General features: G+C 61.9%; 25 protein-coding genes. 14 read left to right on the forward strand and 11 right to left on the reverse strand.

What is annotated here, in order from left to right; all coding sequences use genetic code 11:
- The first annotated feature begins 12 nt into the window (after nt 1-12).
- Together E4633_RS12305 and E4633_RS12310 are read left to right on the forward strand one after the other, a co-directional pair.
- Entirely contained in the window at nt 13-648 is a 636-nt protein-coding gene (locus tag E4633_RS12305) for a CBS domain-containing protein (protein WP_246038090.1), read from the forward strand.
- 10 nt (nt 649-658) lie between these two features.
- On the forward strand, nt 659-967 hold the full coding sequence (locus E4633_RS12310) for a hypothetical protein (RefSeq protein ID WP_135870567.1): 309 nt from the start codon (nt 659-661) through the stop codon (nt 965-967).
- Nucleotides 968-1062: 95 nt separating this feature from the next.
- Here the strand turns inward: E4633_RS12310 and E4633_RS12315 are convergent, their stop codons facing one another.
- The 3 genes from E4633_RS12315 to E4633_RS12325 form a co-directional block, all read right to left on the reverse strand.
- Nucleotides 1063-2739: a methyl-accepting chemotaxis protein gene (locus tag E4633_RS12315; RefSeq protein WP_135870568.1), complete on the reverse strand. Its 1677-nt coding sequence runs from the start codon at nt 2737-2739 to the stop codon at nt 1063-1065.
- Between the two features lie 296 nt (nt 2740-3035).
- Nucleotides 3036-3716 carry a response regulator gene (locus tag E4633_RS12320; protein WP_135870569.1) on the reverse strand — a complete coding sequence of 227 codons (681 nt, stop codon included), beginning with the start codon at nt 3714-3716 and terminating at the stop codon, nt 3036-3038.
- A complete protein-coding gene (locus tag E4633_RS12325) occupies nt 3713-5185 on the reverse strand; it encodes an ATP-binding protein (protein ID WP_135870570.1) in 1473 nt (490 codons plus the stop codon). The genes E4633_RS12320 and E4633_RS12325 overlap by 4 nt, the downstream gene beginning before the upstream one ends.
- A 232-nt stretch (nt 5186-5417) precedes the next feature.
- Between E4633_RS12325 and E4633_RS12330 the strand changes: the two genes are divergently transcribed.
- Nucleotides 5418-6023 (forward strand): hypothetical protein, encoded by a 606-nt coding sequence (locus E4633_RS12330; protein ID WP_135870571.1) that lies wholly within the window; start codon nt 5418-5420, stop codon nt 6021-6023.
- Between the two features lie 294 nt (nt 6024-6317).
- Nucleotides 6318-7709, forward strand: coding sequence for a DEAD/DEAH box helicase (locus tag E4633_RS12335; RefSeq protein ID WP_135870572.1), 1392 nt, complete (start codon nt 6318-6320; stop codon nt 7707-7709).
- A 450-nt stretch (nt 7710-8159) separates the two neighbouring features.
- Here the strand turns inward: E4633_RS12335 and E4633_RS12340 are convergent, their stop codons facing one another.
- Nucleotides 8160-9068 carry a universal stress protein gene (locus tag E4633_RS12340; RefSeq protein ID WP_162604991.1) on the reverse strand — a complete coding sequence of 303 codons (909 nt, stop codon included), beginning with the start codon at nt 9066-9068 and terminating at the stop codon, nt 8160-8162.
- A 5-nt stretch (nt 9069-9073) separates the two neighbouring features.
- The gene (locus tag E4633_RS12345) at nt 9074-10357 is read right to left on the reverse strand and encodes an Nramp family divalent metal transporter (protein ID WP_135870574.1); all 1284 of its coding nucleotides are present in this window, start codon (nt 10355-10357) and stop codon (nt 9074-9076) included.
- 271 nt (nt 10358-10628) lie between these two features.
- Here E4633_RS12345 and E4633_RS12350 point away from each other — a divergent pair, with 271 nt between their 5' ends.
- Nucleotides 10629-12233, forward strand: a complete 1605-nt coding sequence (locus E4633_RS12350; protein WP_162604992.1) for a HEAT repeat domain-containing protein — start codon at nt 10629-10631, stop codon at nt 12231-12233.
- Nucleotides 12226-13599 carry an HD-GYP domain-containing protein gene (locus E4633_RS12355; protein ID WP_135870576.1) on the forward strand — a complete coding sequence of 458 codons (1374 nt, stop codon included), beginning with the start codon at nt 12226-12228 and terminating at the stop codon, nt 13597-13599. The genes E4633_RS12350 and E4633_RS12355 overlap by 8 nt, the downstream gene beginning before the upstream one ends.
- Nucleotides 13600-13856: 257 nt before the next feature.
- On the opposite strand, the gene E4633_RS12360 is transcribed toward E4633_RS12355, so the two are convergent.
- Both E4633_RS12360 and E4633_RS12365 read right to left on the reverse strand, forming a co-directional pair.
- Nucleotides 13857-14231: a desulfoferrodoxin gene (locus E4633_RS12360; protein WP_135870577.1), complete on the reverse strand. Its 375-nt coding sequence runs from the start codon at nt 14229-14231 to the stop codon at nt 13857-13859.
- A gap of 37 nt (nt 14232-14268) precedes the next feature.
- A complete protein-coding gene (locus tag E4633_RS12365) occupies nt 14269-15000 on the reverse strand; it encodes a DUF4350 domain-containing protein (RefSeq protein ID WP_246038091.1) in 732 nt (243 codons plus the stop codon).
- A gap of 203 nt (nt 15001-15203) precedes the next feature.
- Between E4633_RS12365 and E4633_RS12370 the strand changes: the two genes are divergently transcribed.
- Together E4633_RS12370 and E4633_RS12375 are read left to right on the forward strand one after the other, a co-directional pair.
- Nucleotides 15204-15494 (forward strand): Dabb family protein, encoded by a 291-nt coding sequence (locus E4633_RS12370; protein WP_135870579.1) that lies wholly within the window; start codon nt 15204-15206, stop codon nt 15492-15494.
- 31 nt (nt 15495-15525) lie between these two features.
- Nucleotides 15526-16017: a YchJ family protein gene (locus E4633_RS12375; protein WP_198419458.1), complete on the forward strand. Its 492-nt coding sequence runs from the start codon at nt 15526-15528 to the stop codon at nt 16015-16017.
- A gap of 150 nt (nt 16018-16167) precedes the next feature.
- Here the strand turns inward: E4633_RS12375 and E4633_RS12380 are convergent, their stop codons facing one another.
- The gene (locus E4633_RS12380) at nt 16168-17451 is read right to left on the reverse strand and encodes an O-acetylhomoserine aminocarboxypropyltransferase/cysteine synthase family protein (RefSeq protein WP_135870581.1); all 1284 of its coding nucleotides are present in this window, start codon (nt 17449-17451) and stop codon (nt 16168-16170) included.
- A gap of 178 nt (nt 17452-17629) precedes the next feature.
- On the opposite strand from E4633_RS12380, the gene E4633_RS12385 reads away from it, so the two are divergent.
- The 6 genes from E4633_RS12385 (at nt 17630) to E4633_RS12410 (ending at nt 24089) form a co-directional block, all read left to right on the forward strand.
- A complete protein-coding gene (locus E4633_RS12385) occupies nt 17630-18823 on the forward strand; it encodes a pyridoxal phosphate-dependent aminotransferase (RefSeq protein WP_135870582.1) in 1194 nt (397 codons plus the stop codon).
- A 13-nt stretch (nt 18824-18836) separates the two neighbouring features.
- A complete protein-coding gene (locus tag E4633_RS12390; protein WP_135870583.1) occupies nt 18837-20210 on the forward strand; it encodes a sigma-54-dependent transcriptional regulator in 1374 nt (457 codons plus the stop codon).
- 6 nt (nt 20211-20216) lie between these two features.
- Nucleotides 20217-20612: an FxsA family protein gene (locus tag E4633_RS12395; RefSeq protein WP_135870584.1), complete on the forward strand. Its 396-nt coding sequence runs from the start codon at nt 20217-20219 to the stop codon at nt 20610-20612.
- Nucleotides 20613-20724: 112 nt separating this feature from the next.
- A complete protein-coding gene (locus tag E4633_RS12400; RefSeq protein ID WP_135870585.1) occupies nt 20725-21930 on the forward strand; it encodes a methionine adenosyltransferase in 1206 nt (401 codons plus the stop codon).
- Between the two features lie 106 nt (nt 21931-22036).
- Nucleotides 22037-22537, forward strand: a complete 501-nt coding sequence (locus E4633_RS12405) for a chemotaxis protein CheX (RefSeq protein ID WP_135870586.1) — start codon at nt 22037-22039, stop codon at nt 22535-22537.
- Nucleotides 22538-22766: 229 nt separating this feature from the next.
- Complete coding sequence (locus E4633_RS12410; RefSeq protein WP_135870587.1) at nt 22767-24089, forward strand: hemolysin family protein; 1323 nt, start codon at nt 22767-22769, stop codon at nt 24087-24089.
- Nucleotides 24090-24128: 39 nt separating this feature from the next.
- Here E4633_RS12410 and E4633_RS12415 read toward each other — a convergent pair whose 3' ends face one another.
- The 3 genes from E4633_RS12415 to E4633_RS12425 form a co-directional block, all read right to left on the reverse strand.
- On the reverse strand, nt 24129-25049 hold the full coding sequence (locus E4633_RS12415) for a TerC family protein (protein ID WP_135870588.1): 921 nt from the start codon (nt 25047-25049) through the stop codon (nt 24129-24131).
- Between the two features lie 12 nt (nt 25050-25061).
- The gene (gene htpX, locus E4633_RS12420; protein WP_135870589.1) at nt 25062-25901 is read right to left on the reverse strand and encodes a zinc metalloprotease HtpX; all 840 of its coding nucleotides are present in this window, start codon (nt 25899-25901) and stop codon (nt 25062-25064) included.
- Nucleotides 25902-26152: 251 nt separating this feature from the next.
- Nucleotides 26153-26728, reverse strand: a complete 576-nt coding sequence (locus tag E4633_RS12425; protein ID WP_135870590.1) for an ANTAR domain-containing response regulator — start codon at nt 26726-26728, stop codon at nt 26153-26155.
- Between the last annotated feature and the right edge of the window lie 237 nt (nt 26729-26965).

Here is a 26965-nt window from a genome sequence, read left to right on the forward strand (position 1 = left end):
GTACGAGACAGGATGACAAAAAACCCGATAACCATCATTCCGGACATTTCGGTGACCGAAGGGCTGCGTCTGATGGGGGAAAAGAAGATCCGGCGCCTCCCCGTAGTAGACCGTTCCGGCCAACTGGTCGGGATCGTATCGGACCGCGATCTGCTTCAAGCCTCCCCCTCACCGGCCACCTCGCTCGCCATATGGGAGATCCACGACCTGTTAGCCAAGCTCACGGTAGAGAAGTGCATGGCAAAGGACGTGATCACCGTTTCCGAGGACACCCCTCTGGAGGAGGCCGCGCGCATCATGGTGGACAGCAGGATCGGCGGCCTGCCGGTGGTTACCGACGGCAAGCTCGTCGGCATCATCACCGAGTCTGACCTCTTCAACATCCTTCTCGAGCTTTTGGGTGGGCGCCGCAAGGGCGTACGCATCACCGTCGCCACCACCGGCGCGAAGGGAACCCTGGCCGACGTCGCGAAAACCATCTACGAGGCGGGGGGGGACATCGTGGGGCTCGGCTTCAGCGAGGTCGACGGCAACACGAGTGACACCTGGGTGAACACCTTCAAGGTCCAAGGGGTTCCCAAGGAGAAGCTGGTTGAGGCGATCCGTCCGCACGTAAGGGAAATCAGGGACGTGCGCGAAACCTCGTAGCGGGGGCACCATGCACCTGATCCAGATCCTCCTGCCACTATACGACAACGAGGGACAGCCGTTCACCCAGGACGAGTTCCTCAAGATACGCGACGAGCTTTCCGAGCGTTTCGGCGGCATCACGACCTACATGCGCTCGCCTGCGCGCGGGCTCTGGAAGGAGACCAAGGAGACCACGGTCCAGGACGACATCGTCATCTACGAGGTGATGACCGAGACGCTGGACCGGGCCTGGTGGACGAAGTACAGAAAGCAACTGACTGCAGCGTTCCGTCAGGCGCTCTTGATAGTGCGGGTGAGCGAGGTGGAGCTTCTCTAGCTGTCGGAGTGGAGAAAACATAAAAAAGCCGGGTACCGAGGCGACCTAGATGGTCACCGGGGCACCCGGCTTTTTTCATTGCGCCTGCAGATTTTTTAGAACCTCTCGAACTCCTCGTCCATGTCGAGGTCGGCACCGACCGCTTTGCCGAGGTGCGCGCCGGCCTGATGGGGCGCGCTCTTTGCCGCGGTCATCGTCTTCGCAGGTTGTTTTTGCGCGGTTTTGGCCGCCTTTGCGCCGCCCCTGCCCCTGCCTCTCCCCATTTCACCGATGTTGAAGAAGGCGATGGTCCCTTGTAACTGTTCGGCCTGCGAGGCGAGTTCCTCCGCGGTCGAGGACATCTCTTCGGAGGCGCTGGCGTTTTGCTGGATGACCTGGTCGAGTTGTTGAATCGCCTTGTTGATCTGCTCGGCACCGGTATCCTGCTCGCGACTGGCGGCGCTGATCTCCTGGACCAGTTCGGCGGTTCTCTGGATGTCGGGCACCATCTTGGCCAAAAGTTCGCCCGCGCGTTCGGCTATGTTGACGCTGTTGGCGGATAATTCCGAGATCTCCCCTGCCGCCTTCTGGCTCCGCTCGGCGAGTTTTCTCACCTCGCTCGCAACCACCGCGAACCCCTTGCCGTGCTCGCCGGCGCGCGCCGCCTCGATGGCGGCGTTAAGCGCGAGGAGGTTGGTCTGACGCGCGATCTCCTCGATGATGTTGATCTTGCTGGCGATCTCCTTCATGGCGTGCACCGTTTCCAGGACCGCCTTGCCCCCTTCTTTCGCGTCCTCCGCCGACTTCACCGCGATCTTCTCGGTCTGGATGGCGTTGTCGGCGTTTTGCCGGATGTTTGAGGTCATCTGTTCCATGCTGGAAGAGGCTTCCTCGGCCGCCGCCGCCTGCTCGCTGGCACCCTGCGACATCTCCTCGGAACTGGAGGATAGCTCCTGGCTTCCCTGCGCCACGTAGTCGGTGGCCGCCTTCACCTCGGTAACCACCTCCCTCAGCTTGTTGAGCATTGATTTCATCGAGGCAAGCAACTGGCCGGTCTCGTCCTTTGAGGTCTGCCCGATCTCGATGGTCAGGTCGCCGTCGGCGAGACGGTTCGCCGTGTCGACGCCGATCTGCAGTGGCTTTTTGATGCTGCCTGTTACCAGGATGCTGAGCGCGACGGCAAACAAAACGGCGATGAGGGAGATGCTGACCAGCAGCAATACCACGTGCTGGGTAGCCTTTTGAACCTCTCCCTTCTCCTGTTCCATGGTCTTGTTGGACTCCTGGGCCATCAGGATCGCTGTGCTCTCCATCTTATGGCTTTCATCCTTGAAGGCGGCGATCGCCGCGTTGGCCGCAGCCGGATCCTTCAGCTTCCCATCCAGTATCGAGGCGGCTACCTTGTTGAAACCGGCTTTATAGCTTGCGAAGTTGTCCTTGATGATCTTTGTCTGCTCCAAATCATCCTTTTTGTGCACCACCTTTTCCAGATCGGCAATCCGGTCGGTGAGCTTGCCCGCTTCCTCGCTCCACTTGGCATGGTACTCCTCGACCGCCTTGGCGTTCGTGATGTTAAGGAACATGTCCTTTTCATAGCGCCTCATGCCCACCACGTTGGCCCTTGCTCTGGAAGCGTGTTCCGCGATCTTGGCGTCGCCGTCGAGGACGGTCACCATGGTGTTCTCACCTTCCTTGACCCCCCAGTAGCCGGTCCCTGCGACTATCAAAAGCAGCATGGTGACGAGACTGAAACAGAGCATCAACCTGGTACCGATTTTCATGTTTTTTAACATTCTTGCCCCTCCTCAAGGCTGTTTGCCACTTACTGCAAGCAATCGACCCGAACGCAGTGAGAGTGAATGGTACTTATGCGAGGATATGGTTCGCTTTTTCCCGTAGCCTGTAAGGTACGGCAAGCGCCATTGTCACAATCATCGGGTATCAATGAGGGTATCGGTGCGAATTTATGTCTACTTTAAGGAAATTTTTCAAACGTAGTTTGGCGATAACCGATCGCTGAGAGTACAACGCGAGGCTCATTGCCTGAACGGCAAAGTAAGGCGGGGCGAAAAGGGGGGGGAGTGGGGGGCTAGGACGCCCCCGGCGGTTCGTATTTGTACCCGGCACCGTAGATGGAATGGATCAACTCCTCTTCCGGGGCCACGGCGGCGATCTTCTTGCGCAGCTTCTTGATGTGGCTGTCGATGGTGCGGTCGCTCACGATGCGCTGGTCCGAATAGATCCGGTCCATGAGCTGGGTGCGCGAGTAGATGCGCCCGGGGTTCTGGTAGAGAAAGTGCAGCAGCTTGAATTCGACCACGGTCAGGTCGAGGTCGTGCCCCTTCCACTGTGCCGAGTAGCGCTCCGGGTCGAGGGTGAGGCCGCCTGCCGCGGGGGCGGGATGCTCGCCGCTTCTACGCAGCACCGTCTTCACCCGGGCCACTACCTCACGGGGGCTGAAGGGCTTGCAGATGTAGTCGTCCGCCCCGAGCTCGAGGCCCAGCAGTCGGTCGATTTCCTCCACCCGGGCGGTGATCATGATGATGGGGAGCTGTGAGAAGGTGCGGATCTCCTTGCAGATCTCCAGGCCGTCCCGCCCCGGAAGCATCAGGTCCAGCAGTATGAGGTCCGGCTGCCTTTCCTTCACCCGCGGCACCACGTCGGTGCCGTTTCCGATCCACACCGTTTCGAAACCGGACTGCCTGAGGTAATCCGCCAGAAGGCTCGCGAGCTTCTCCTCGTCCTCTACGATCATGATGGTCTGTGTCATGTCACGTTCCCCGCAAGCGGCAGTTCTACCCGCACCAGGATCCCGCCGGTGGGGGAGGGGAGCGCCGCTATGGTCCCCTCGTGTGCTTCGACGATGTTCTTGCAGATGGCAAGGCCCAGGCCCGCTCCGCCCAAGGATCGGTTCCGGGAGCTTTCCACCCGGTAGAGGCGTTCGAAAAGCCGCTCCAGATCGTCCGGCGGCACGCCCGGCGCGCTGTCGGCGAACTCGATCACGGCGAAGGCATCACGACGCGTAAGTCGCACCGACAGCTCGCCTCCGGCGTCGGTGTACTTGAGTGAATTCTCCAAAAGGTTCGTGAAGAGCTGGTTGAGCCGCACCGGGTCGGCGAAGACGGGGAACTCGCCGTCCGGAAGTCCCGGAAAGAGAGCGACACCCTTGTTCTTGAATTCCTGGGCGAAGGGGTCCAGGGCATCCTCCAGGAGTTCGGTGAGGTCCATCATCTCCTTTCGGTAGTTGAGCGCGCCGATGTCGGACATGGATATCTGGTACAGGTCCTCGACCAGCCGGTTCAAGTGCATCACCTCGGCGTGCAGCGAGCGCATGGATTCTGGACCCATGGGGCGCACGCCGTCCTGCAGCGCCTCGATCTCGCCCCGCAGGATGGAAAGGGGGGTGCGCAGCTCGTGGGATATGTCGGCCAGGTAGCGCCGGCGTGCCCGCTCGTTGTTTTCCAGGGCGAGGGCGAGCGTGTTGAAATCGCGCGCGAGCTGTCCCAACTCGTCCTGTGACCACACCGGAACCCTCGTGCCGAACTCGCCGGAGGCAAGGCGATGCATGGAGGCGGCGAGCCGTTTGATCGGCTCGACCAGGCGGTTCGAGAGCGGCAGGGAGAGCGCCGCCGAGACCAGGAGCATGATGACGGCGACGAGCCCCATTGTGAGTTTTTGCTGCTTCACGAAGAGGAGCTGATAGGTGTCGGTGAGGCGCTGCCTCGGGCGGAGCGCCACGTAACCTATCAGGTCGCCGCCGCTGGTGAGTTTTCTTACCTGCGCACTGTCCAGGTTGCCGGGGGTACCTGCTATGGGCGATTTATTGGCATCGAGCAGCACCACGCGCGCCTCGAAACGGTAGGCGAAACGTTGCGGCATGTGCCGTCCCTGGCCGCTTAGGTTGGAGAAGGTCATGTCGCGCCGCCCCATTCGGCGCTGCACGTTCTCCGTTTCCCCACTTTCGCGCCCCTCGCGTCCTTCGCGCCCTTCGCGGGTCGATGCAAGCAGCTCCGGCCACATCTCGGGGTTGCCGCGCAGAAACTCCCAACTCCCGTTGCTGTCGTAGGAGCGCTCCAACACGTGTGCCAGCCGCTGCAGGCGGTCCTTCTCCATGGTGTTGACGTAGGCGAGAAAGCCGCGCCCGACGCTCCACTGCATGATGAGGAACATACTGATCACGACGACGCCGGTCGCTGCCAGTATGGCGCAAAAGAGTCTGTATTTGATCTTTATCTTCATGACGATCCACCGTTAAAGTCGTTACACAATTTGTTATTAACACAGTTGTCGTGATTCTTCCATTGCATCTTTAGCTGCTCGGGAAATTCCATATTTGCTCCACAATTGTTCCTCATTGTGCTGTTAGCTTTGCTTTCAAAGATAGAGAGAGCAAACAGTCTCATTGACACTCTCAACCGTTGGCTGGAACGATCACGAAACGAAAGACGGCCTAGGCCGCAAGGAGGAGATCATGAAAAGGTTCATCGCACTCGCAGCTCTTTTCGTGCTTGGCGGGGCTGCCACGGCACAGGCGAGATTTGACGTCAGCGTGAATATCGGCGTACCTGTGGCGGTCACCCCGGTACCGGTGGCACCCCCTCAGGTAGTGTATCCGGCACCCGCTCCGGTAGCCTACCCGGCGCCCGCCGTCCCGGTGGCCTATGCCGAACCGCCAAGCTTCATCTTCTCGCCGGCCCTTGGCTTCTACGTCTCGGTCGGGCTCCCCTACGATGTGGTGTACCTCGACAACTGCTACTACCAGTACCGTGACGGCAGATGGTACACCGCCGCCAGCTACCGCGGGCCATGGACCTACACGTCCTATCGCGGGCTCCCTTACGGGCTGAGCCGTCACCGCTACGAACAGATCCGCTACTTCCGCGACTATGAATACCGCACCTACCTGCACGACCGCGACCACTATCGCGGCAACTGGTACCGCCCGGTAGCGGAAAGGCGCGACGGCCGCTGGGGCGAGCGCAGGGATTACTACCGCGATACCTATCGCGACGGCCGCCGTGACGATTCCCGCGACGACCGCAGGGACGACCGCAGGGATTACCGAGAGCGCCACTGATTTTCCGTCCGGATCCCCTCTCCCCACGGGCCTTCGCACACCGTTGGGCTTCGGTCCGCAGGCGGGAGAGGGCGGGGGGGGGGGAGCCCGGCTTTCGCGCCGGACATCCCCTCTTTGTGCCTACTCCGGGAGCTGCGAAAGCCGAATATCGAAAAATCGCACTATTAGATAAATTTGAGCCGTCTTTTCTCCCGTTTCGTGTTATAGTCACCACTCTAATGAGTCACAGACCCCATGGGCTTTTCCGGCTTCTGGGGTTTTTTGTGGCGCGACAACGAAGAAACAGGAGTAGTAGTGGATTTCAAAGAGTTTAATTTGCACCCCAAGGTTCAGGCCGGCGTCGAAACCGTGGGGTATCTTACCCCGACACCCATCCAGATGCAGGCAATCCCTACGGTCATGGCCGGACAGGACGTCCTGGGCCTCGCCCAGACCGGCACCGGCAAGACGGCCGCCTTCGGCCTTCCCATGCTGCACCGCCTGGTTGACGGTGAGCGCGGCCGGTTGCGCGGCCTCGTGCTCGCCCCGACCCGCGAGCTCGCCGAACAGATCAACGAATCGCTCAGCGCCTTGGCGCAGCAGACCCGGCTGAAAAGCATCACCGTCTACGGCGGGGTCAACATCAACACCCAGATAAAGAGACTGAAGGAAGGGGCCGATATTGTGGTCGCCTGCCCCGGCCGCCTTTTGGATCACATCTCCCAGGGGACCATCGACCTCTCGAAGGTCGAGGTGCTTGTGCTGGATGAGGCGGACCAGATGTTCGACATGGGCTTTCTCCCGGACGTAAGGAAGATCCTGAGGGCGCTTCCCAACAAGCGGCAGAACCTCATGTTCTCGGCCACCATGCCCGACGACATCCGCGTCCTCGCCCACGAGATCCTGCACCGCCCGAAAACGATCCAGGTGAGCCGCATCGCACCCGCTGCCACGGTCTCGCACGCGCTCTACCCGGTGGGACAGCACCTGAAGACCCCGCTTCTCTTCGAGCTTTTGAAGCATTCCGACACGGAGAGCGTGCTCATCTTCACCAAGACCAAGTACCGCGCCAAGCGGCTGGGCGAGCAGCTCGAGAAAAGCGGCTACAAGGCGACCAGCCTGCAGGGGAACCTCTCCCAGAACCGCAGGCAGGCGGCCCTGGACGGTTTCAGGGACGGCACCTACCAGATCATGGTGGCGACCGATATCGCCGCCCGCGGTATCGACGTCTCCCAGATCTCGCACGTCATCAACTACGACATCCCGGACACCCCCGAGGCGTACACGCACCGGATCGGCCGCACCGGCCGCGCCGCGAAGACCGGCGACGCCTTCACCATGGTGACCGGTGAAGACGAGGCGATGGTGCGCAGCATCGAGCGGGTGCTTGGCGCGAAGATCGAGCGGCGCCGGGTGGAGGGTTTCGATTACAACGTCCCGGCACCGAAGAAAGACGTGGAGTTCGCACGTCCCCCCCGCGAGCCGCAGCGCAGGAAGGAGGCCAAACCTGCCGGAAAGCCCGCCGAAGCGAAGGGAGCGGCCCCTGCCAAACCGTCCCACGGCAACAGGAGCGCCGGCTCCGGCCGTCCCGCCGGTCGAGGCGGCGACGAAAGGCGTGGCCCCGGTGCGCCGGGCGCAAACGGCGCGGCACCGAAGCCGGCACGCCCCGGCGGCCGCCCCGGAAACCGTCCCCGCCGCAGCAACTAGCGCCTTTCGCCCTTTGCTCCCCTGTAATGGGGAGGTGAGCGCGGCGTTTCATCTGGTGCCGTTTCAGCAACTGACAAGAAATGAGGGGGAAAGGCAGGCGCCTTTCCCCCTCTTCTTTTCGAAGCCGTCATCCCCACACGGGCCGATCTCTGAGGCAGTTGCCGCTACTTTCTTTTATCCCAATTTGATAAAATATATAGATAAAGGGAGCAGTTACGGCAGATAAAGGAGGAGCGCCATGTTAGAATCCAGATGCCCCAAATGCAACGGAAAAGGCAAAATCATGACCTTTTCCCGCCAGACAGGATACGACCCGGTGGAAGTTCCCTGCAACATGTGCAAAGGAAGCGGGAAAAAATAGCAAAGCATCACAGTAGAGCAGCAAAAAAAAGGGGAGGAGCCTCATACGGTTCTTCCCCTTTTTCTGTGTGCGACCATAGCCGACCGCGCTCAGGACGCCTCGCTGATCGGCACCAGCAGAAGAGGACAACGGCTGCGGCTGCAGATGGCGTGGGCGACGCTTCCGGTCCAGAAGGCCTTCATGCCGGTCTTGCCGTGGGTCGCCAGCACCATCAGGTCGATCTTCGCCTCGGTAGCGGCGAGCGCGATGGTTTCCGCCGGATCGCCCCTTAAGACATGCGAGGAGGCGCGTATCCCGGCATCGGTCAGTTCACGTGCCAGAAGGTCCAGGTGTTCGGACGCGTCGCGCACCTCCAGTTCCAGCATGCGCGAGGCGGTTGATGGGAGGGTCCGGGCCGAGACCTTCTCCTCGGGGGAAAGCGATTCGTAGGTCGGGATCACCGTGGCGATGTGCAGCTCGGAAGAGCAGGCAAGGGCCACGGCACGCACCACGGGAAGCCCCTTTTCGTGCTCGGGATCGGTGTCGAGCGGCACGAGGATCTGCCGGCAGGCGAAGGGGGGAGGCTCCCCCTGCTCGTCGGGGTGGGTGATGAGTACCGGCAGCGTCCCGCCTGCGATCACCTTCTGGGCGATGCTGCCGAACAGTAGGTGGAAGGCCTTGCCCCGCCCGTGTGAGCACATCACCACCAGGTCGTGGCCCAGTTCCGCGGCGTGCGCGATGATGCTCTGGGAGACCAGTTCCGTCTCGGTCTCGTGCACGTGACACTCGACCTGGGATACCCCCTGGAACCAGCGCTGCGCCACCTCCTCAAGGTAGTGCTGCGCCTCCTCGAAACCGGTCAGGTGCTTCTGGCCGTGCACCTGGCTCGGGGCGTCCTTCTCCACGACGTGGAACAATGTCACCTGGGCCGCGAACTTGTCGGCCATGTAGCGCGCGGCGGGAAGCGCGGCCTCGGCCAGTTTGGAACCATCCATCGGTACGAGAATGTGCTTGAACATGACGGTCATCCTGTGAAGGTTGTGTAGAGCAGGTATATGTTGAGCGCCACGATGACGGCGGCAGCGAAGCCGGCGAACATCGTGGTAGTGCGCCGGTTGACAAGGTCACCCATGATGTCGGCGCGGCGGGTGAACATGACCAGCGGGATTATGGCGAAGGGGAGACCGAAGCTTAACACCACCTGGCTGATGACGAGGGTGCGGGTGGGGTCGAACCCCATGGCGATGACGAATAGCGAGGGGGCCATGGTGATGATGCGCCTGATCCAGAGCGCTATGTGGCGCTGTATGAACCCCTGCATGATCACCTGTCCCGCACTCGTGCCGACGCTGCTCGAGGAGAGCCCCGAGAAGAGCAGGGAAACGCCGAAGATGAACTTGGCGGCCGGGCCCAAAAGCGGCTCCAGTGTACGGTACGCCTCCTCGATGGTCGCGACCGAGGTCTTGCCGGTGGCGTAGAAGGTGGCCGCCGCCATGATGAGCATGGACATGTTCACGAAGCTCGCGATCCCCATGGCGATCACCACGTCCATGATCTCGTAGCGGAACAGGGTGCGCAGCTTCTTCCTGTCCTTCACGACGATCCTCCCCTGCATGAGCGAGGAGTGCAAAAAGATCGCGTGCGGCATCACCGTCGCACCGATGATGCCGGTGGCGAGGAGGACGCTTTCGCTGCCGCTGAAGCCCGGACGCACGACGTGCGCCGCGATGTCGGACCAGTTCGGCTTCACGATGAAGATCTCCGCCACGTAGCAAAGGGCGATCACCGCGACCATGGCGGAGATCACCGCCTCAAGGGGCCTGAAGCCGAAGCGCTCCATGCCGAGGATACCGATGGTGGTGACCGCGGTCAGCAGGGCGCCGGCAAGAAGCGGAATGCCGAACAAAAGCTGGAAGCCAAGCGCCGCACCCATGAATTCGGCAAGGTCCGTGGCCATGGCCACCGCCTCCATGATGAGCCACATGCCGAGGGAAACCGGCTTCGGGAAGTGAAGGCGGCAGTGCTCGGCGAGGTTGTGACCGGTGGCGAGCCCGAGCTTCGCCGAGAGGGTCTGAATGAGCATGGCGATCAGGTTGCTCGCGATGATCACCCACAAAAGGAGGTAGCCGAATTGGGCGCCACCTTGGATGTTGGTGGCGAAGTTGCCGGGGTCCACGTAGGCGACGCTGGCGATGAAGGCTGGGCCTAGAAAAGGGAGGACGCGGGTGAGGCGAGACCCGCGCGGCTGGCGCGAGAGCGCATCGAGGGCGGACTGGACGGTCTTTGAATCTAGGTTGTTCTTTGGCACTAAATCCTCACTGCCCTGCTTGTCTGGCTGAACGTCCAGCTAATTCTAGCTGCGGCAGGCTCAAGTTCAACAGTTATGCCTCTCTTTACCGTCCCGAAGCTGCTTTTTTCCCAGAAATCGATTGGCAAACGCCCTCGAGAGCCTTGCAAAACGAGGCAGGCGACGCCCTGTGCCAGCGGAGCGACCGCTGAAATTGTTTGATAATTAACATTACCTCGGCTAGAATCTGGCGTCCGCCTCCTCTTAACGGGAATGGGAAATGCCGGAAGACATGAAAAACATAGCTGATGACAGCGAGCGGCTCGCCCCGGCATGTCAAAAGGCGCTGGGCGATACCTCCAAGGCATTGAAGGCGTTTGCCTTCTATCCGGAAAACCATCCCCTGCGCCGGCAGATCTTCGACTCCGCCTATCAATCCATGGCCGCCCTCGCCGCAATGGGGCGCATCTCCCTCATCGTGCAGCGCGGCGGCTTTGCCATCGCCGGCAGCCAGAGCGTCATCGAAACTAACCCGATGACCAAGGCGCTCGCCCAGGAACTCTTCGCTCGCGAACTGCAGCGCATCACCATCCAACCGGAGCTGTCACTCGCCGACTTCTCGGCCCTGCTCTCCATTCTCGCGGTCGCCCCACAGAAGATCGCCGAGGAGGGAGGGGTGGGCGAGATGCTTGCCAAGGCCGGTGTCACGACCGTCACGGTGAACCAGATCGACGTCACCGCCGTCTTCACCAAAAAGACCGCGGGACAGCCCGAGCAGGATGCCACCGAAGAAGGGGCGGTCGGCGACGAGGAGCGTGAGCCGGAGCCCGAGCCGGAAACGGTGACAGCGCAGAGCGGTGCGGCGCCGCAGGCCGAGCCGGGGATCGACCAGATCCTGGCCGCGCTGGCGGACGAAAAGGACGAGTCCCGCTACCGGCAGCTTACGCGCCTTTTGCTGAAGAAGGCGCTCCCCCTGAAGCTCGAGGGGAACTTCGACCGGCTCTACGTGGTCTTTTTGCGCCTGATACCTCAACTGGCCGATCCAGCGCGCAGCGCCGCCTGCCGTGAAGCAGCGCTGGAGGTTTTGGAGCAGTTGTGTCTGGGTGAGATGGCCGAGCACCTGCTGGACCACCTGGAGGACGTCGATTTCCCGCAGAAGGAAGAGATCTGCCGCATCCTGAAGCTAGGTGGTGGGGGCGTGGCGGAGGCGATTGCCCGGCGTCTGGCGGCCACCGGCAGCAGGGCCTCACGCAAGGCCCTCGGTACTGCCCTCGTGCGTATGGGGACCGCGGCCCAGCCGCAGGTGCTGCCGCTTTTAAAGGACGGCAGGATCGCGGTGGTGCAGATGGCCGTCGCCATACTGGGCGAGATCGGCACCAGGGATGCGGTCCGGGCGCTCACCGTGACGCTCCAGCATCCGGACCAGCGCGTGCGCATGGAAAGCATCCGGTCCCTCGCGCGCATAGGCGGCATGGAGGCAACCGGTGTTGTCCTCTCGCTCATCCAGGCGGAGGACGAGGCCGCCGCGGTCCAGGCGATCACCTGGCTCGGCAATTGCCGCAACCACGCGGCCCTCGAGCCGCTTTTGCAGCTCGTGGCGCGCCGCGATCTGATGGGAAAGCTACAGGTGCTCAAGAAGGAGGCGCTGCGGGCCATCGGGCGCATCGGTGACCGTCGGGCGCTCGATCCGCTGTTCCGGCTCGTGCGCAGGCGCCACCTCATCGCTCCCGCGCGCCGCCTGGAGCAGAAGTTATCCGCCATCGAGGCGATCGCGGCGCTTGGCGGGGAGCAGGCCCGGGTCTTTCTGCAGGAGATTTCGGCCGGCGGCGGCGAACTTGCGCGCCCCGCCCAGGTGGTGCTGGAAGCGATGCAGCACAGAGGCGACGAACATGAGTGAGATCAACAAACAAGACGTGCAACGGGCGGCGATGCTCTTGACCGCCTCCATCAAGTCGGTGCTGCTCTACCCCCTGGCACACCCCGCGGTGCGCCAGCCCCTGCAGGAGCTGGTCGGCCTCCTGACCGGCATGATGGGGGAGAAGCACGAACTGCACTTCGGGGTGGTCGAGGGGACCTTCTTCATAGAGGGGTGCCTGCTGGTCGCCCCGAACGCCGCCGTCACCGAACTGGTGGAGCGCCTGACCCAGAAAGGGATCGACGCCTGCACCGTCTTTTCCGGCGTGACCCCGGACGACCTCTTTGGTTTTGCCGCGGCCCTCGCCGCCCGCAACAGCAGCGCCGACACCATCCCTGCCGAACTGGAGGGGAAGGGTATCGTCAACATCCGGCTGGGTATCGAAGACGTGGTGGCGGGCGAGGGGGGCGAAAAGGGGGAGGCGCTGGTGCCTGCCGCCATCTACCGGGACGCCCTCAAGGCGGTGCGCGACACCATGCGCGAGATCGACAACGGCAGGATCCCGAGCGGCGACTGGATCAACGGCGTTGTGGAAAACATGGTTCAGGTCACCATGGAAGAGCCGACCACCCTCCTGGGGCTCGCCATGATCAAGGACTACGACAACTACACCTTCAGCCATTCGGTGAACGTCGGTATCTTGGCCCTCACCCTCGCCGCGTTCCTGGGGCTCGATAAGGACGCACTGCACGAGGTGAACACCGCCGGGCTTCTGCATGACATCGGCAAGACACGGATCGACAAGACCATCCTGAACAGCCCGGGGAGACTCTCCGACGACGAGTTCAAGCAGATGAAGCGGCACACGGAGGAGGGGGCGGAGATCGTCCGCCAGATGAAGAACATCCCGCCGCAGGTGGCCCAGGCGGTGCTCGGGCACCACATAAAGCACGACCGCACCGGGTACCCGGAGTGGGCGAGGGAGATCCCCTTCGGGCTCTACACCGAGATCGTCTCCGTCGCGGACTGCTACGACGCCATCACCACGCTGCGCACCTACCAGAGGCCGACCCTTCCCAAGGAGGCGATGGAGATCATGCGGCGCCTGTCGGGAACCTCGCTGAACGGGGAGCTCGTGCAGCAGTTCGAGGCGATGATGGGGGAATACCCCGTGGGGAGCCTCGTACGTCTCGACACGAACGAGATCGCCCTGGTGATGAAGCCCCACCCGATGGAGAGCGTGGAGCCTGCGGTGAAGGTGCTCATCGGGGCGCACGGGGAGACCCTGGAGACGCCGCGCCTTGTGAGCCTTGCCGAGGAAAACGGCAGGCGCTACGCAAGTATCGTCGCCCCGGTCGACCCGCTTTTGAAGAACGTCTCGCTGGCGCATCATCTCCTGGCCGCTTAAGCGCCGCGTAGGCGGGGACAAGAGAAGTTCCTACGAGAATTTTTGGTGAAGTTGCCGCTCAGGTGTAATGCGGAGTACAGCTGCCACGAAGCACCGTGCGGGCCTAACGTCCCCCCCTTCGCGCGTGTCGCGAAGGGGGGACAGGGGGGATTTGCCTTAGGGGAGCTTTGCTTTTTGTTACCAGGGAAGAACCAAAAAGAAAGGGGGGACGGCTTAAAACCGTCCCCCCTTTTGCATGTGTAGATGCGGGAGCTTGCCTAGGCGGCCCAGTGGCCGTGCAGGTTGCAGTACTCGCGGGCTCTCACGTCGGTAGCGGTGACCTGGAAGGTCGCCTCCGGCGCCTGACCCGGCTGCAGCTGGGCGCGGTAGATCTTGCCATCTGCGATCAGCTCGATCCACTCGATGTAGTGGGCGCTCTCCATCGGGTGCGGCACGCTGCCGACCTTGACGGTGATGGTCCCCTCGCCGCGCTCGATGACCGGTACGTGCTTTTCCTTGGCTGCGTCGACCGTGTTCTCTTTCTGCAGGGCCATCGCCTCGCCACAGCAGACCAGCTGGCCGCCGCCCGGGTGGAACACCTCGACTATGTTGCCGCACATCTCACACTTGTAGATTTCCAAAGCCTGTGCCATTGAATCCCTCCTGTCGGTTTGCTTGATGAGTACAGCGCTACTTGAGCCAGGCGGCCAAGTTTGCTGCGAGAGTCTTGTTGTTCCCTTCGAGGAACTTGTTTTGGAAGATGGCGTCGTCGCCGAAGACGAGGAAGCTACCCTTGCCGAGGTCGCCGGCAACGGCAACGCCGATGCTCGCGGTTTCCTCCCTGGTCTGCACCTTGTCCTGGTTCAGGTCGATCCAGGCGTTGGGGCTGGTGGAAGCGATGACCCTCGCGGCTTCGGTGCGGTTGATGACACCCCAGACGCCGTAGAGGCTGAAGTCGCTAAGTCCGGTGAGGACCGGGTGCGCCTCGAGGCGGTTCACCTTGAACTTCAGGGGATCCCCGTCGATGACGTTCTCATGCTCCAGGATGACGCCGTTCGTGTACGCCACGTCGAGCCGGTCCAGGATCGACCTAAGCGGCGGGGCGATGTGGAGCATCACCACCAGTTTGCCGCCGTTTTGCAGGAACCTCGCCACCGCCTCGACCTCGCTGGGAAGCAGCGGCGTGAAAGCACCCGAGATCACCAGCGCTCCGGCACCCGAGAGGGTCGCGTCGGTGAAGGGCTGGTCGATCACCGCGGTCTGAAGCCCGGCACCCTGGAACACCTCGGCGAGACCAGAGAGCTGCAGGGGGCCCTTGTCCCCGATCTGGAAGCGTTCACCGTGCGCGTTGTCGAAAAGGACCTTCTGGGCCGCCTCCCCGTTCGAAGCGAAGACGAGGCAGGCCAGTACAAGTATACTCATGAATTTCAAAGCGCCAGTCATTTAATCCTCCATTGCATAAAATTTTAAATAGGACCTTTTCGATCCTGTTGGTCCTTATATCAGCATTGTTTTCGCCGTGCAACCTTTTTTTTGCGCCATCGTCCACCATCGTTGACAGGGGGGCGGGCGCCGATGTATTAACAGATGTCCTTGTGACGCCACTACCTTATTGGGGGATGACGATGATCGTGCATATAGTGCTGTTCAAGCTGAAAGAAGCGACCGCCGAGAACGTGGAGAAGGCAAAGGAGCGCCTGCTCAGCATGGAGGGGAAGGTCGAGATGCTGCGCCAGCTGGAGGTCGGTGTCGACTTGATCCGTTCCGAGCGTTCCGCCGACGTCGCCCTTTATACAAAGTTCGACTCCCTGGAGGACCTGCAGTCCTACCAGGTGCACCCGTATCACGCCAACGAGGTCGCCGCCTACATGAAGAGCGTCTGCTCTTCCGTGGTAGCCGCCGACTACGAGATCTAACGGGAACTATAAACAACAAGAGGAGGAGTAACTGATGGAGCTTTGTGCCTGTGGCAGCGCCCTGGCTTACGCCGAATGCTGCCGCCCCATCATCAAGGGTGAGCGCGCAGCCGAGACGGCCGAGGCGTTGATGCGTGCGCGCTACGCCGCGTACGTCAACGTGGAGACCGATTTCATTTTCGAGAGCACCCACCCGAAGCACCGCGAAGGGTATGACGCCGAGGGGACCCGCGAATGGGCGGAAAAGTCCGAGTGGCTGGGACTGGAGATCGTCTCCACCAAGGACGGCGGCAAGGATGACGCGACCGGTGAGGTCGAGTTCATCGCGCGCTGGAAGGAGCAGGGGCAGGACCGTGTGCACCACGAGCGTGCCCTGTTCAAGAAGGAAAAGCAGGGTTGGCTCTTCACCGACGGCAAGGCGGTTACCCGTCAGCCGGTCGTGAGGACGGCCCCGAAGATCGGGCGCAACGATCCGTGCAGCTGCGGCAGCGGGATGAAGTACAAGAAGTGCTGCGGCAAGTAGGCTGTCCGCGGTAAAGCAAAAGGGGCGAGTGGAAATCCACTCGCCCCTTTCTTTTTGGGAAATTCGTCGCTGCCGCGAAGCTCTGCACGAGGCCTGACGTCCCCCCCCTTTGCGAAGGGGGGACAGGGGGGATTTGCTTTGCAGCTTATCCTACTTCTGGCTCGCTAAAAGCGCCTGGTTCACGTCCTCGATCAGGTCGTCGATGTGCTCGATCCCTACTGAGAGCCTGATCAGGTCAGGCGAGACGCCGGAGGCGATCTGCTGCTCCTCGGAAAGCTGGCGGTGCGTCGTGCTCGCCGGGTGCAAGACGCAGCTCCTCGCGTCCCCTACGTGCACGACGAGCGCAACTAACTGGCAGCTCTCCATGAACTTCTTGCCGGCTGCGGCACCACCCTTGATGCCGAAGGTGAGCACGCCGCTCGCCCCCTTGGGGAGGTACTTCTTCGCCCGCTCGTAGCTCTTGTGGCTCTCCAACCCGGGGTAGTTGACCCAAGAGACCGCCTCGTGCTTTTCGAGGTATTTCGCCATGGCGAGGGCGTTCTCCGAGTGGCGCTGCATCCGAAGCGGGAGCGTCTCGAGCCCCAGGTTGAACAAAAAGGCGTTCATCGGAGCGGGGCAGGGGCCGATGTCACGCATGAGCTGCACGCGCGCCTTGACGATGTAGGCGAGCTTGCCGAAGGTCTCCAGGTACTTGAGGCCGTGGTAGCTCTCGTCCGGCTCGGTCATCTCGGGATACTTGCCGCACCCCCAGTCGAAGTTGCCGCTGTCGACGATCACCCCGCCAACGCTGGTCGCGTGGCCGTCGATGTACTTCGTCGCGGAGTGCACCACGATGTCGGCGCCGTGCTCGAACGGCCGGCAGAGGTAAGGGGTCGGGAAGGTGTTGTCGATGATGAGGGGCACCTGCATCTTCTTCGCGATGCGGGAGAACTTCTCGAAGTCGAGGATGTTGAGCCCGGGGTTCCCTATCGTCTCACCGAACAGGCAGCGGGTCTCGGGGCGGAAGGCCGCACAGATGGTCGCCTCGTCGGCCTCCGGGTCCACGAAGGTCACCTCGATTCCCATCTTCGGGAAGGTGTTGGCAAAGAGCGAGTAGGTGCCGCCGTAAAGGGTGCTGGCGGCGACCACGTGCTGACCGGCGCGGCAGATGTTCATAACGGCTATGGTCGAGGCCGCCTGGCCGCTCGAGGTCGCCATGGCAGCGACGCCACCCTCCATGGCCGCGATCTTCACCTCGAAACCTTCCGCGGTCGGGTTGGAAAGCCGGGTGTAGAAGTGTCCCCCCACCTCGAGGTCGAACAGCTTCGCCACGTGCTCCGCGCTGGAAAACTTGTAGGTGGTGCTCTGGTAGATGGGCAGGATGCGCGGGTCACCGTCCTTCGGGGTGAATCCCTCCTGGATCGCCTGGGTCTCGATGCGCCAATGCTTCTTCATTGTTCCCTCCTTCTAGGTTCTGATGACAAGGCAAGGCGCGTATCATAGCAGATTGTCCGGGCGAATGCAGGGAAATATTAAAATGGTGCTCCGGTAGGGTGATCGCCGGGGGGAATACGCCTTGCCCCGGTTTACGTAATGTGTTAATAAAACTGGACACCAAACCAAGGAGGGTGGCATGCCTGTTGCCGATAAGATAGCCGGTTTCATTGCAAAATCGTCGTGGATCAGGAAGATGTTCGAGGAGGGGGAGAAGCTCAGAAAGGAATTCGGCGCCGACCAGGTGTACGACTTCACCCTGGGGAACCCCGACGTCGAGCCCCCCGCGGCGTTCCAGGACGAGTTCGCAAAGCTCGCCAAGGATCCGGTTCCGGGCATGCACCGTTACATGAACAACGCCGGGTACCAGGAGACCAGAGACGCCGTAGCCTCCATGCTCGCCGCGGCAAGTGAGCTCCCGGTCCAGGGGAGCCACGTGGTGATGACCTGCGGCGCCGGCGGCGCGCTCAACGTGGTGCTGAAGACGATCCTCAACCAAGGGGACGAGGTTATCCTCCTGACGCCGTTCTTCGTCGAGTACCGCTTCTACATCGACAACCACGGCGGCGTCCCGGTCGAGGTCTGGACCGACCGCGAGACCTTCCAGCTTGACGTTCCGGCCATCGCCGCCGCGATCACCCATAAGACCCGAGCCATCATCATCTGCTCTCCGAACAACCCGACCGGCGTCATCTACCCGGCGGAAAGCCTCAAGGCCCTGGGTGACATGGTGGCGGCAAAGGAGAAGGAGCTTTCCCGGCAGATCCTCGTCATCTCCGACGAACCGTACGCCCGCATCGCCTACGACGGCAAGAGCGTCCCGAACATCTTCCGTTACGTGGGCAACTCGGTGATCGTCACCTCGCACTCCAAGGACCTCGCCCTCCCCGGTGAGCGCATCGGCTACTTAGCGGCGAGCCCGAACATGAAGAACGTGGAGCAATTCATGGAGGGGGCGGTTTTCTCCAACCGCGTGCTTGGCTTCGTGAACGCCCCCGCCCTCATGCAGCGCCTGGTGGCGGGGCTGCAGCACGTCTCCGTGGACATCGACGCCTACCGCGTGAAGCGCGACCTCCTCTACGATTCGCTCACCGCCATGGGCTTCTCCATGGTGAAGCCCGACGGCGCCTTCTACCTCTTCCCGAAGTCCCCCCTGGCCGACGATGTCGAGTTCGTCAAGATGGCCCAGAAGCACCGCATCCTCCTCGTCCCCGGGGCGGGCTTCGGCGCGCCGGGCTTTTTCCGCATCGCCTACTGCGTGGACAAGGGGATGATCGAGAGGAGCCTCCCCGCCTGGAGGAACCTCGCCCGCGAAGCGGGGCTTTCCGGCTAGCCAAGGGAGCACCATGACCGACACCATTCTCATAGTGGACGACGAGGAGGGGATCCGCTCTTCGCTCGCCGGGATCCTCGAGGACGAGGGGTACCGCACCGTGTGCGCCGCGGACGGCGTCGAGGCGCTCGCCATGTGCAACAAGGAGCTCCCGGGGCTCGTGCTCCTCGACATCTGGATGCCCAGGATGGACGGCATCGAGACGCTCAAGCGCCTGAAGGAGCTGCATCCGGGGCTGAACGTCATCATGATGAGCGGTCACGGCACCATCGAGACTGCGGTGAAGTCCACGAAACTCGGTGCCTACGATTTCATCGAGAAGCCGCTCTCCCTGGAGAAGGTGGTGGTCACGGTGGAAAACGCCCTTGCCATGACGCGCCTGAAGGAAGAGAACGCGACGCTCAGGGGGCAGGTGCAGCAGGGACATGAGATGATCGGAACCTCGGCCCCCATGCAGCAGCTGGCCGAGCAGATCCGCCTCGTCGCCCCCACCAACGCCTCGGTCCTCATCACCGGCGAGAACGGCACCGGCAAGGAGCTCGTGGCCCGCTCGGTGCACTACCACAGCCAGCGCCGCGACAAACCCTTCATCGAGATAAACTGCGCCGCCATCCCAGAGGAACTCATCGAGAGCGAACTCTTCGGTCACGAGCGGGGCGCCTTTACCGGTGCCGTCGCGCAGAAGAAGGGGAAGTTCGACCTGGCCGACGGCGGGACCCTTTTTCTGGACGAGATCGGCGACATGTCGCTCAAGACCCAGGCGAAGGTGCTGCGCATCCTGCAGGAGAAGAAGTTCGAAAGGGTCGGGGGGACGCGGACCATGGAGGTCGACGTCCGTATCGTGGCCGCCACAAACAAGCTCCTCGAGGAGGAGATCAAAAACGGTACCTTCCGCGAGGACCTCTACTACCGTCTCAACGTGGTCCCCTTTAAGGTCCCCCCCCTGCGCGAGCGTCGCGAGGATATCCCGCTTCTTGCCGGCTATTTCCTGGAGGCCTTCTGCGACCAGGAGGGTAGGGAGCGAAAGCGCATCGTCCCCGAGGCGATGGATGCCCTCAAGCGCTACGACTGGCCCGGCAACGTCCGTGAGCTGAAGAACATCGTCGAGCGGCTGGTGATCATGACCCCCGGCGGCACCATCACGCTGAACCACCTCCCCGACTACCTGAACACGGCGGCCGAGCGTGAGGCGGGCGTGGGGAAACTCGACAGCGTGCTGGAGCTTTCCAGTTTAAGGGAGGCGCGCGAGGAGTTCGAGCGCGAGTTCATCATCCAAAAGCTCGAGGAGAACGACTGGAACGTCTCGAAGACCGCCGAAGCGATCGAACTGGAGCGGAGCAACCTGCACAGAAAGATCAAGAGCTACGGTATCGACATGAAGAAGTAGGCATTCATGTTCTTCAGACTATTTCTCATCTTCCTCATCGTCCCGGTCATCGAGATCTACCTCATCATCAAGGTGGGGCAGGTGATCGGCGGCGTCGCCACCGTTACGGTCCTCCTTGCCATGAGCCTTCTGGGCGCCTGGCTCATTCGCCACCAAGGTGGGCGGGTGCTCGGGCAGATCCGCGACGAGCTGGCCCAGGGGCGGCTTCCCGCGGCGCAGCTTCTGGACGGCGCCCTCATCTTCATCGGCGGCGTGCTCCTCACCACACCCGGCTTTTTCACCGACTTTCTCGGCATCTTCTTCCTCATCCCCGCCACGAGGCGCGTCATCAAGATGTGGCTAGGTCTCTGGCTGCAGGCGAAAATAGCCCGCGGCGGCTTCGTGGTGCGCCGGCACTTCTGATCCATCCCCCTTCCTCACCCCGCATTTCCCATTAATTGCACCCCCTCCTTTTTCCGCTACTATTCTTCAGTCGCCCGGACTGCCGCGCCGTCCGGGAGGAAAGGAGGGGCCGATGCTGGTCGTAGAGGAGTTTCGCGGCACTAAAGTGACCGAACAACGGGTCGAGATGGTGGAGCGCAAGGGGACCGGGCACCCGGACCAGATCTGCGACTGCATCATGGACGCCATCTCGGTCGCCCTTTCCCAGGCCTACCTCGCGGAGTTCGGCGTCATCCTGCACCACAACATCGACAAGGGACTCCTCGCGGCCGGGCGCGTCGAGAAGCGCTTTGGCGGCGGCGAGGTGCTGCAGCCCATGGAACTCACCATAGGCGACCGCGCTACCTTTTCGGTTGCCGGTAAGGAGATCCCGGTACGCGACATCGCCCTCGATGCGGCGAAAGGGTGGATCAGGGGGAACCTGCGCCACGTCGATCCGGACCGGCACCTGGCCTACCGCTTCAGGCTCGCCCCAGGCTCCCAGGAGCTGACCGACATCTTCGCGCGCCCCGGAGCGGTGCGGGGGGCGAACGACACCTCCGCCGCGGTCGGCTACTACCCGTTGAGCCCCACGGAGCGCACCGTGCTCTCCTTGGAGCGGGAGCTGAACGGCGAGCGTTTCAAGCACCTCTTCCCGGAGACCGGCGAGGACGTTAAGGTGATGGGGCTTCGCAACGGCTGTGAACTGGAGCTGACCGTCGCGATGCCCCTGCTGGCGGCAATGGTCAACTCGGAGCGGGAATACTTCGAGAGGAAAGAGGCGGTTGAGGCCGAGATGCGGCGCTTTTTGGAGACGACCTGTACCGGATTCGACCGGATCCGGGTCTACTACAACACACTGGATCAGGCCGGGCGGGGGCTGGGCGGCGTCTACCTCACGCTGCTCGGCACCTCGGCCGAGGACGCGGACTCCGGCCAGGTCGGGCGCGGCAACCGGGTGAACGGTGTCATCCCGATCGGGCGTCCCATCGGCACCGAGGCCGCGGCCGGGAAGAACCCGGTAAGCCACGTCGGCAAGATCTACAACCTCCTCTCGCACAAGATGGCGCGCTCCATCTGCAAGTCGGTCCCCGGGGTCGAGGGGGCGAACGTCATGCTCATGAGCCGCATCGGTTCTCCGGTGGACGAGCCGCAGATGGCCAACGCCCAGCTCGTCATGGAACCGGGGCGGGAGGTAGCCCAGGTCGAAGAGGCGGTCCGTGAGGTCATGCAGCGGGAGTTCGCTTCGATGAACGACTTCTGTCTCGCCCTTGCAAGGGGAGAGTACCGGGTCTGCTGAAAAGTTTCTAAAGTCGCAGTGATTACTGCCGAATACACTTATGTACTGTTTTGCCGGCTGACGGTAGCCGATATGGTAGTTCAACTCGGAAGCGAGGAGGATGGAAATGGGGCTTGATGCCGCGGTCTTGAGCGATGCCAATACCACCGAAGAAGCGGTCCGGAAGACCATAGCCGACATAACCCGGGGGGTGTTCTCCACGATGGTCATGCTCGACGTGGTAGACGAACCCCCTCTGGACGAGCCGGTGCTCAACTTCCACGAGACGGTGACCAGCATGGTCGGCCTCGCCGGGAGCCACACCGGGATACTCGCCATACACTGCCCGAAGCGGCTGGCGCTCCAGGTCACCTCGAACATGCTCGGGATGGACATCACCGAGGTCGATGACGATGTGAACGACGCCATGGGAGAGATCGCCAACATGGTCGGGGGGGACGTGAAGCACATCTTCTCTCCCGGCGGGGCGGATATCAACCTCTCCATCCCCACCGTCATCTACGGCAGCGACTACGCCATGGAGAGCGTCTCCAGCGCCGAATCGCTCGTGATGCCCTTTATCTGCGGCGACGACCGTTTCCTGCTTTCCTTCAAGATCGGCAGGTAGGATCTCATTCCAGCGGCCACCCCAGCGGTGGCCGCCGCACCTCCGCCAGGTTCCCCCAAGAGTAAATCCACTCTGTTCCCCACTTTGCTTCCCCCGTCCACACGACCGCTTCTACCGTCCAACAGCTACAAAAGGTTGACAAGGTGCCGGTTAGCGTTGAAAATGAGCACCTGTTGAGATTAGCAAGCCAAGGCACCTTCTTGGCGAGCCATGAACTACCGGAGGGTAATTGGACACCGTCTTCATCGAACTGCTGGTCATAGCCATCCTCATACTGCTGAACGGATTTTTCTCCTGCGCTGAATTCGCCATCGTCTCCATAAGAAAAAGCCGCGTTGCGCAACTGGTCTCCATGGGGAACCCGCGCGCCGCACTGATCGAGTCGCTGCAAAAGGACCCGCACCGACTGCTCGCCATCGTGCAGATCGGCGTAACCGTCGTCGGCTCGACCGCTTCCGCGGTGGGCGGCGTCATCGCGGTCGATTACATCCGTCCCGTGTTTCTCATGTCCCCCTTCGCGATGGTCAGAAACGCCGCGGAGCCGCTCTCCATCGGCCTCGTGGTAAGCGCCATCTCCTACCTCTCCCTTATCCTCGGGGAACTGGTCCCGAAGACCATCGGGCTTCAGTACGCGGAACAGGTGGCGCTGCGCGTGGCGCAACCGATCAACCTCCTAGCCCGCGTAGCCGGCGTCCTGGTCTCTGTGCTCAGCTTCTCCACCAAGGCGACGCTCGCCCTGTTCGGGCTGAAGAGCGAGGGGGAGGCCTTCGTCACGCGCGAGGAGGTGCAGCATATCGTCGCCGAGGGACACGAGAGCGGCATCTTCAGCGAAACCGAGCACACCTTCATCGACAACCTCTTCGATTTCACACACACCGCCGTGCGCGAGGTCATGGTGCCGCGTACCCGCATCGTAGCCTTCGACCTGAACCAGTCCAACGAGGAGATCCTGAACGGGGTGCTGGACAACATGTACTCGCGCTACCCGGTCTACCTAGGGAGCATCGAGGAGACGGTGGGGTTCATCCACGGCAAGGACCTCTTGGGGCGCATGGTGCGCGAGCCTGACTTCGACATCCGCTCCATCGTCCGTCCCCCCGTCTTCGTTCCGGAAGGAAAGAAGGTGAGCGACCTTCTAAAGGAGATGCAGAAGACCCGCGTGCATATGGCGTTCGTGGTGGACGAGTACGGCAGTATCAGCGGCATCGTCACCACCGAGGATCTGCTCGAGGAGCTGGTTGGGGAGATCGAGGACGAGCATGATGTCGGGGAGCCGAGCCGGGTGCAGGTGATGGCGGACGGGAGCTATCTGGTCGACGCCTTCATCTCGGTCTCCGATCTGGAAGACCTGCTGGAGATCGACCTGGGTGAGGACCTTCCCTACGACACCCTGGCCGGGCTCATCCTGGACCGGATCGGTCGTTTCCCCGAACAGGGGGAGAAAGTGGCGTTTGGCGATTATCTGCTCACCTGCGAGGAAGTGACCCGGACCGGGATCACCCAGGTCCGGATCGTGAAGCGGGAGGAGGAAAAAGTAACAGAGCCCGAGTGACGCCGCGCCCGGCGGCGACCTCAGGACGTCCGGTCACCCTTACCTGTGCTGCTTTTTGGTCAGGAGCACCGAGGTCAGGATGGAGATGGTGAGGGCGCCGATGATGACGCCGAGGGATAGCACGAGCGGGATCTCCACCACGTTGGAAAGGAGCATCTTCGCGCCGACGAAGGCGAGGATGACCGACACCCCCAGTTTCAGGTGGGTGAACATCTCCATGACGTGGGCCAGCAGATAGTAGAGCGAGCGCAGCCCCATGATGGCGAAGATGTTGGAACTGTACACGATGAAGGGATCGTGGGTGACCGCGAGCACCGCCGGAATGGAGTCCACCGCGAAGATCACGTCGCTTGATTCCACGACGACCAGGGTCAGGAAGAGCGGGGTGGCGGCCCAGATGCCGCGCCTTTTCATGAAGAAGCGGTCACCCCGCGCCCTTTTGGTGATGGGAACGAAGCGCCGGACCAGACGCACCATCGGGTTGTTCTCCGGGTGTACCTCCTCGTCGCCGCCGAAGGCCATTTTGAACCCGGTGTAGATCAGGACGACGCCGAAGACGTACACCATCCAGTGGAAGCGCTCGATCAGTCCGATGCCGACCATGATGAAGATGCCGCGCATCACCAGGGCGCCTATGATCCCCCACTTGAGTATCTTGGGCTGCAGCGCCCGCGGGACCTTGAAGTAGGAGAAGATCATGATGAAGACGAAGAGGTTGTCGACGGAGAGCGATTCCTCGATGACGTAACCGGTGAAGAACTCCAGAGCCTTTGCCGATCCAAGGACGTACCACACCCCCGCGTTGAAGAGCATGGCGAGCCCGATCCAGACCACGGTCCAGGTGAGCGCCTCCCTGAACTTGATCTCATGGCTCTTCCGGTTGAAGACGAAGAGGTCCAGAACGAACATCACCGTCATGATCACCGCGAAGGCGATCCACATCATCTCATTGTTTGTCAAAACTCCCTCCGGTTAACGTTCCATCTGTTCAAGCCGCGCGATCCGCTCCTCCATGGGAGGGTGCGTGGAAAAAAGCCTCATAAGGGCACCGGCGCTCAGCGGGTTCACGATGAACATGTGCGCCGTTGCGGGGCGCGCCTCCTGCATCGGCAAGACGTGCGAGGCCTGGTCCAGCTTCCTGAGCGCGTTGGCGAGGGCGCGCGGCCTGCCGCAAAGCCTGGCACCGCTCTCGTCCGCCAGGTACTCGCGGCTTCTCGACACCGCCAACTGGATCAGCATGGCGGCGATGGGGGCTATGATGGCGAGTGCCAGGCCCCCCCATCCCCCTCCCTCGTCATCGTCACTGCGGGAGCCGAAGATGGCGGCCCACTGCACCATGTTCGCCAGCATGGAAATGGCGCCGGCTATGGTCGCGGCTATCGTGGAGATGAGGATGTCGCGGTTTGCCACGTGGCTTAGTTCGTGCGCCATCACCCCCTCCAGTTCCTCCGGGGTGAGGATGCGCAGGATCCCCTCGGTCGCGGCCACCGCCGCATGCTCGGGGTTTCTCCCGGTGGCGAAGGCGTTGGGGGATTCGGACGGGATGATGTAGACCTTCGGCATGGGAAGCCCCCCCTGCAGCGCGAGCCGGCGCACCATGCCGTAGAAGGCGGGGTTCTCGTTTTCGGTGATCTCCTGTGCCCCGTACATGCGCAGCACGATCTTGTCCGAGAACCAGTAGGAGAAGAGGTTCATCACGCACGCCATGATGAAGGCGAGGTACATGCCGCCCCGGCCGCCGATGGCACTTCCCATGGCTACCATGATCAGCGTGAGCGTGGTGAGCAGGACTGCGGTCTTGAATCTGTTCATGACGTTACCTCCTGAGCCTCGTGGACTGGTCAAATAAAAAGACCTTTACCCAGGCGCTTGAAGCACTGGATAAAGGTCTTGCCTGCTGACAGGATTGTCATGCCCCATGTCCGGGCCTTCCGGCCGTCCTGACGAACACGGGTCGGTTGCGGTTCAACCGTTGGCTACTCCCCTTTACCTTGGTGAAATATAGGTAATGGTCGGCCGGGTGTCAACCGTTTCTTTTCCCCCGCTGCGGCGGGGAAACGGCTTCAGCCGGCGATACTTTCGGTGAGAAGAATGGCATCGGCCAGCTGGCGCATGGAAATCCTCCGGTCCATGGCGAGCCTCTGCATACGACGGAACGCCTCCGCCTCGGAGAGCTTGTCTCGCTCCATGAGGCGCCCCTTCGCCTTCTCGATCACCTTCCTGCTCTCGATGCTCTCCTTGAGTGAGGTCACCTCCTCCTTCAAGCGCTCCACACGACGCGCGGCAGCGATGGAGAGCGCGACCGCCGCCACCAGCTCGTCCTCGCGCACCGGTTTTGCGAGGATGGTGGACACCGTCGCTTCGCCCCAGGTCTGCACCTCCTCCACCTCGGTGCTCTCCGCGATCATGATGATCGGCAGGCTCAGCTTTTCCCAAAGCCTTTTCGCAACGCTGCTGATCTCCTGGTCTGCGGCGCGGTATTCGATCACAGCCACCTCCGGATGGCTGGACAGCGCCTCGTTCAACAGCTCTCCCGGACTCCCCGGCGCTATTATTTCAGCAAAACCTCGGTCCTTGAGCCTCTTTTTTAGGCTCCTCAGGAGTTCCTCGTCGCGAATGTACAGGACCGCTTTTCCCATGTGTTTCACCCCCTTACGACGATTGACACCGCCTTGAAATGACAGGATAACAAGTTAAAGAGCACAGAGCGTTCCAAAAACGGGGGGGCGATCCGATAAGGATGGAAAAAGTCGGCGGATGCCGGGAGCCGGGCGCACCACGAAACACCTCCCTTCTCTGTTAATTTCATTAATGTTTTCCGGCGTGGCGCCGATAAGATCATCGTCGCGTCAACAACGTCGTAATTCAGGTGCAAA

This window comes from Geomonas terrae, from assembly GCF_004791675.1.
Lineage (GTDB): Bacteria > Desulfobacterota > Desulfuromonadia > Geobacterales > Geobacteraceae > Geomonas > Geomonas edaphica.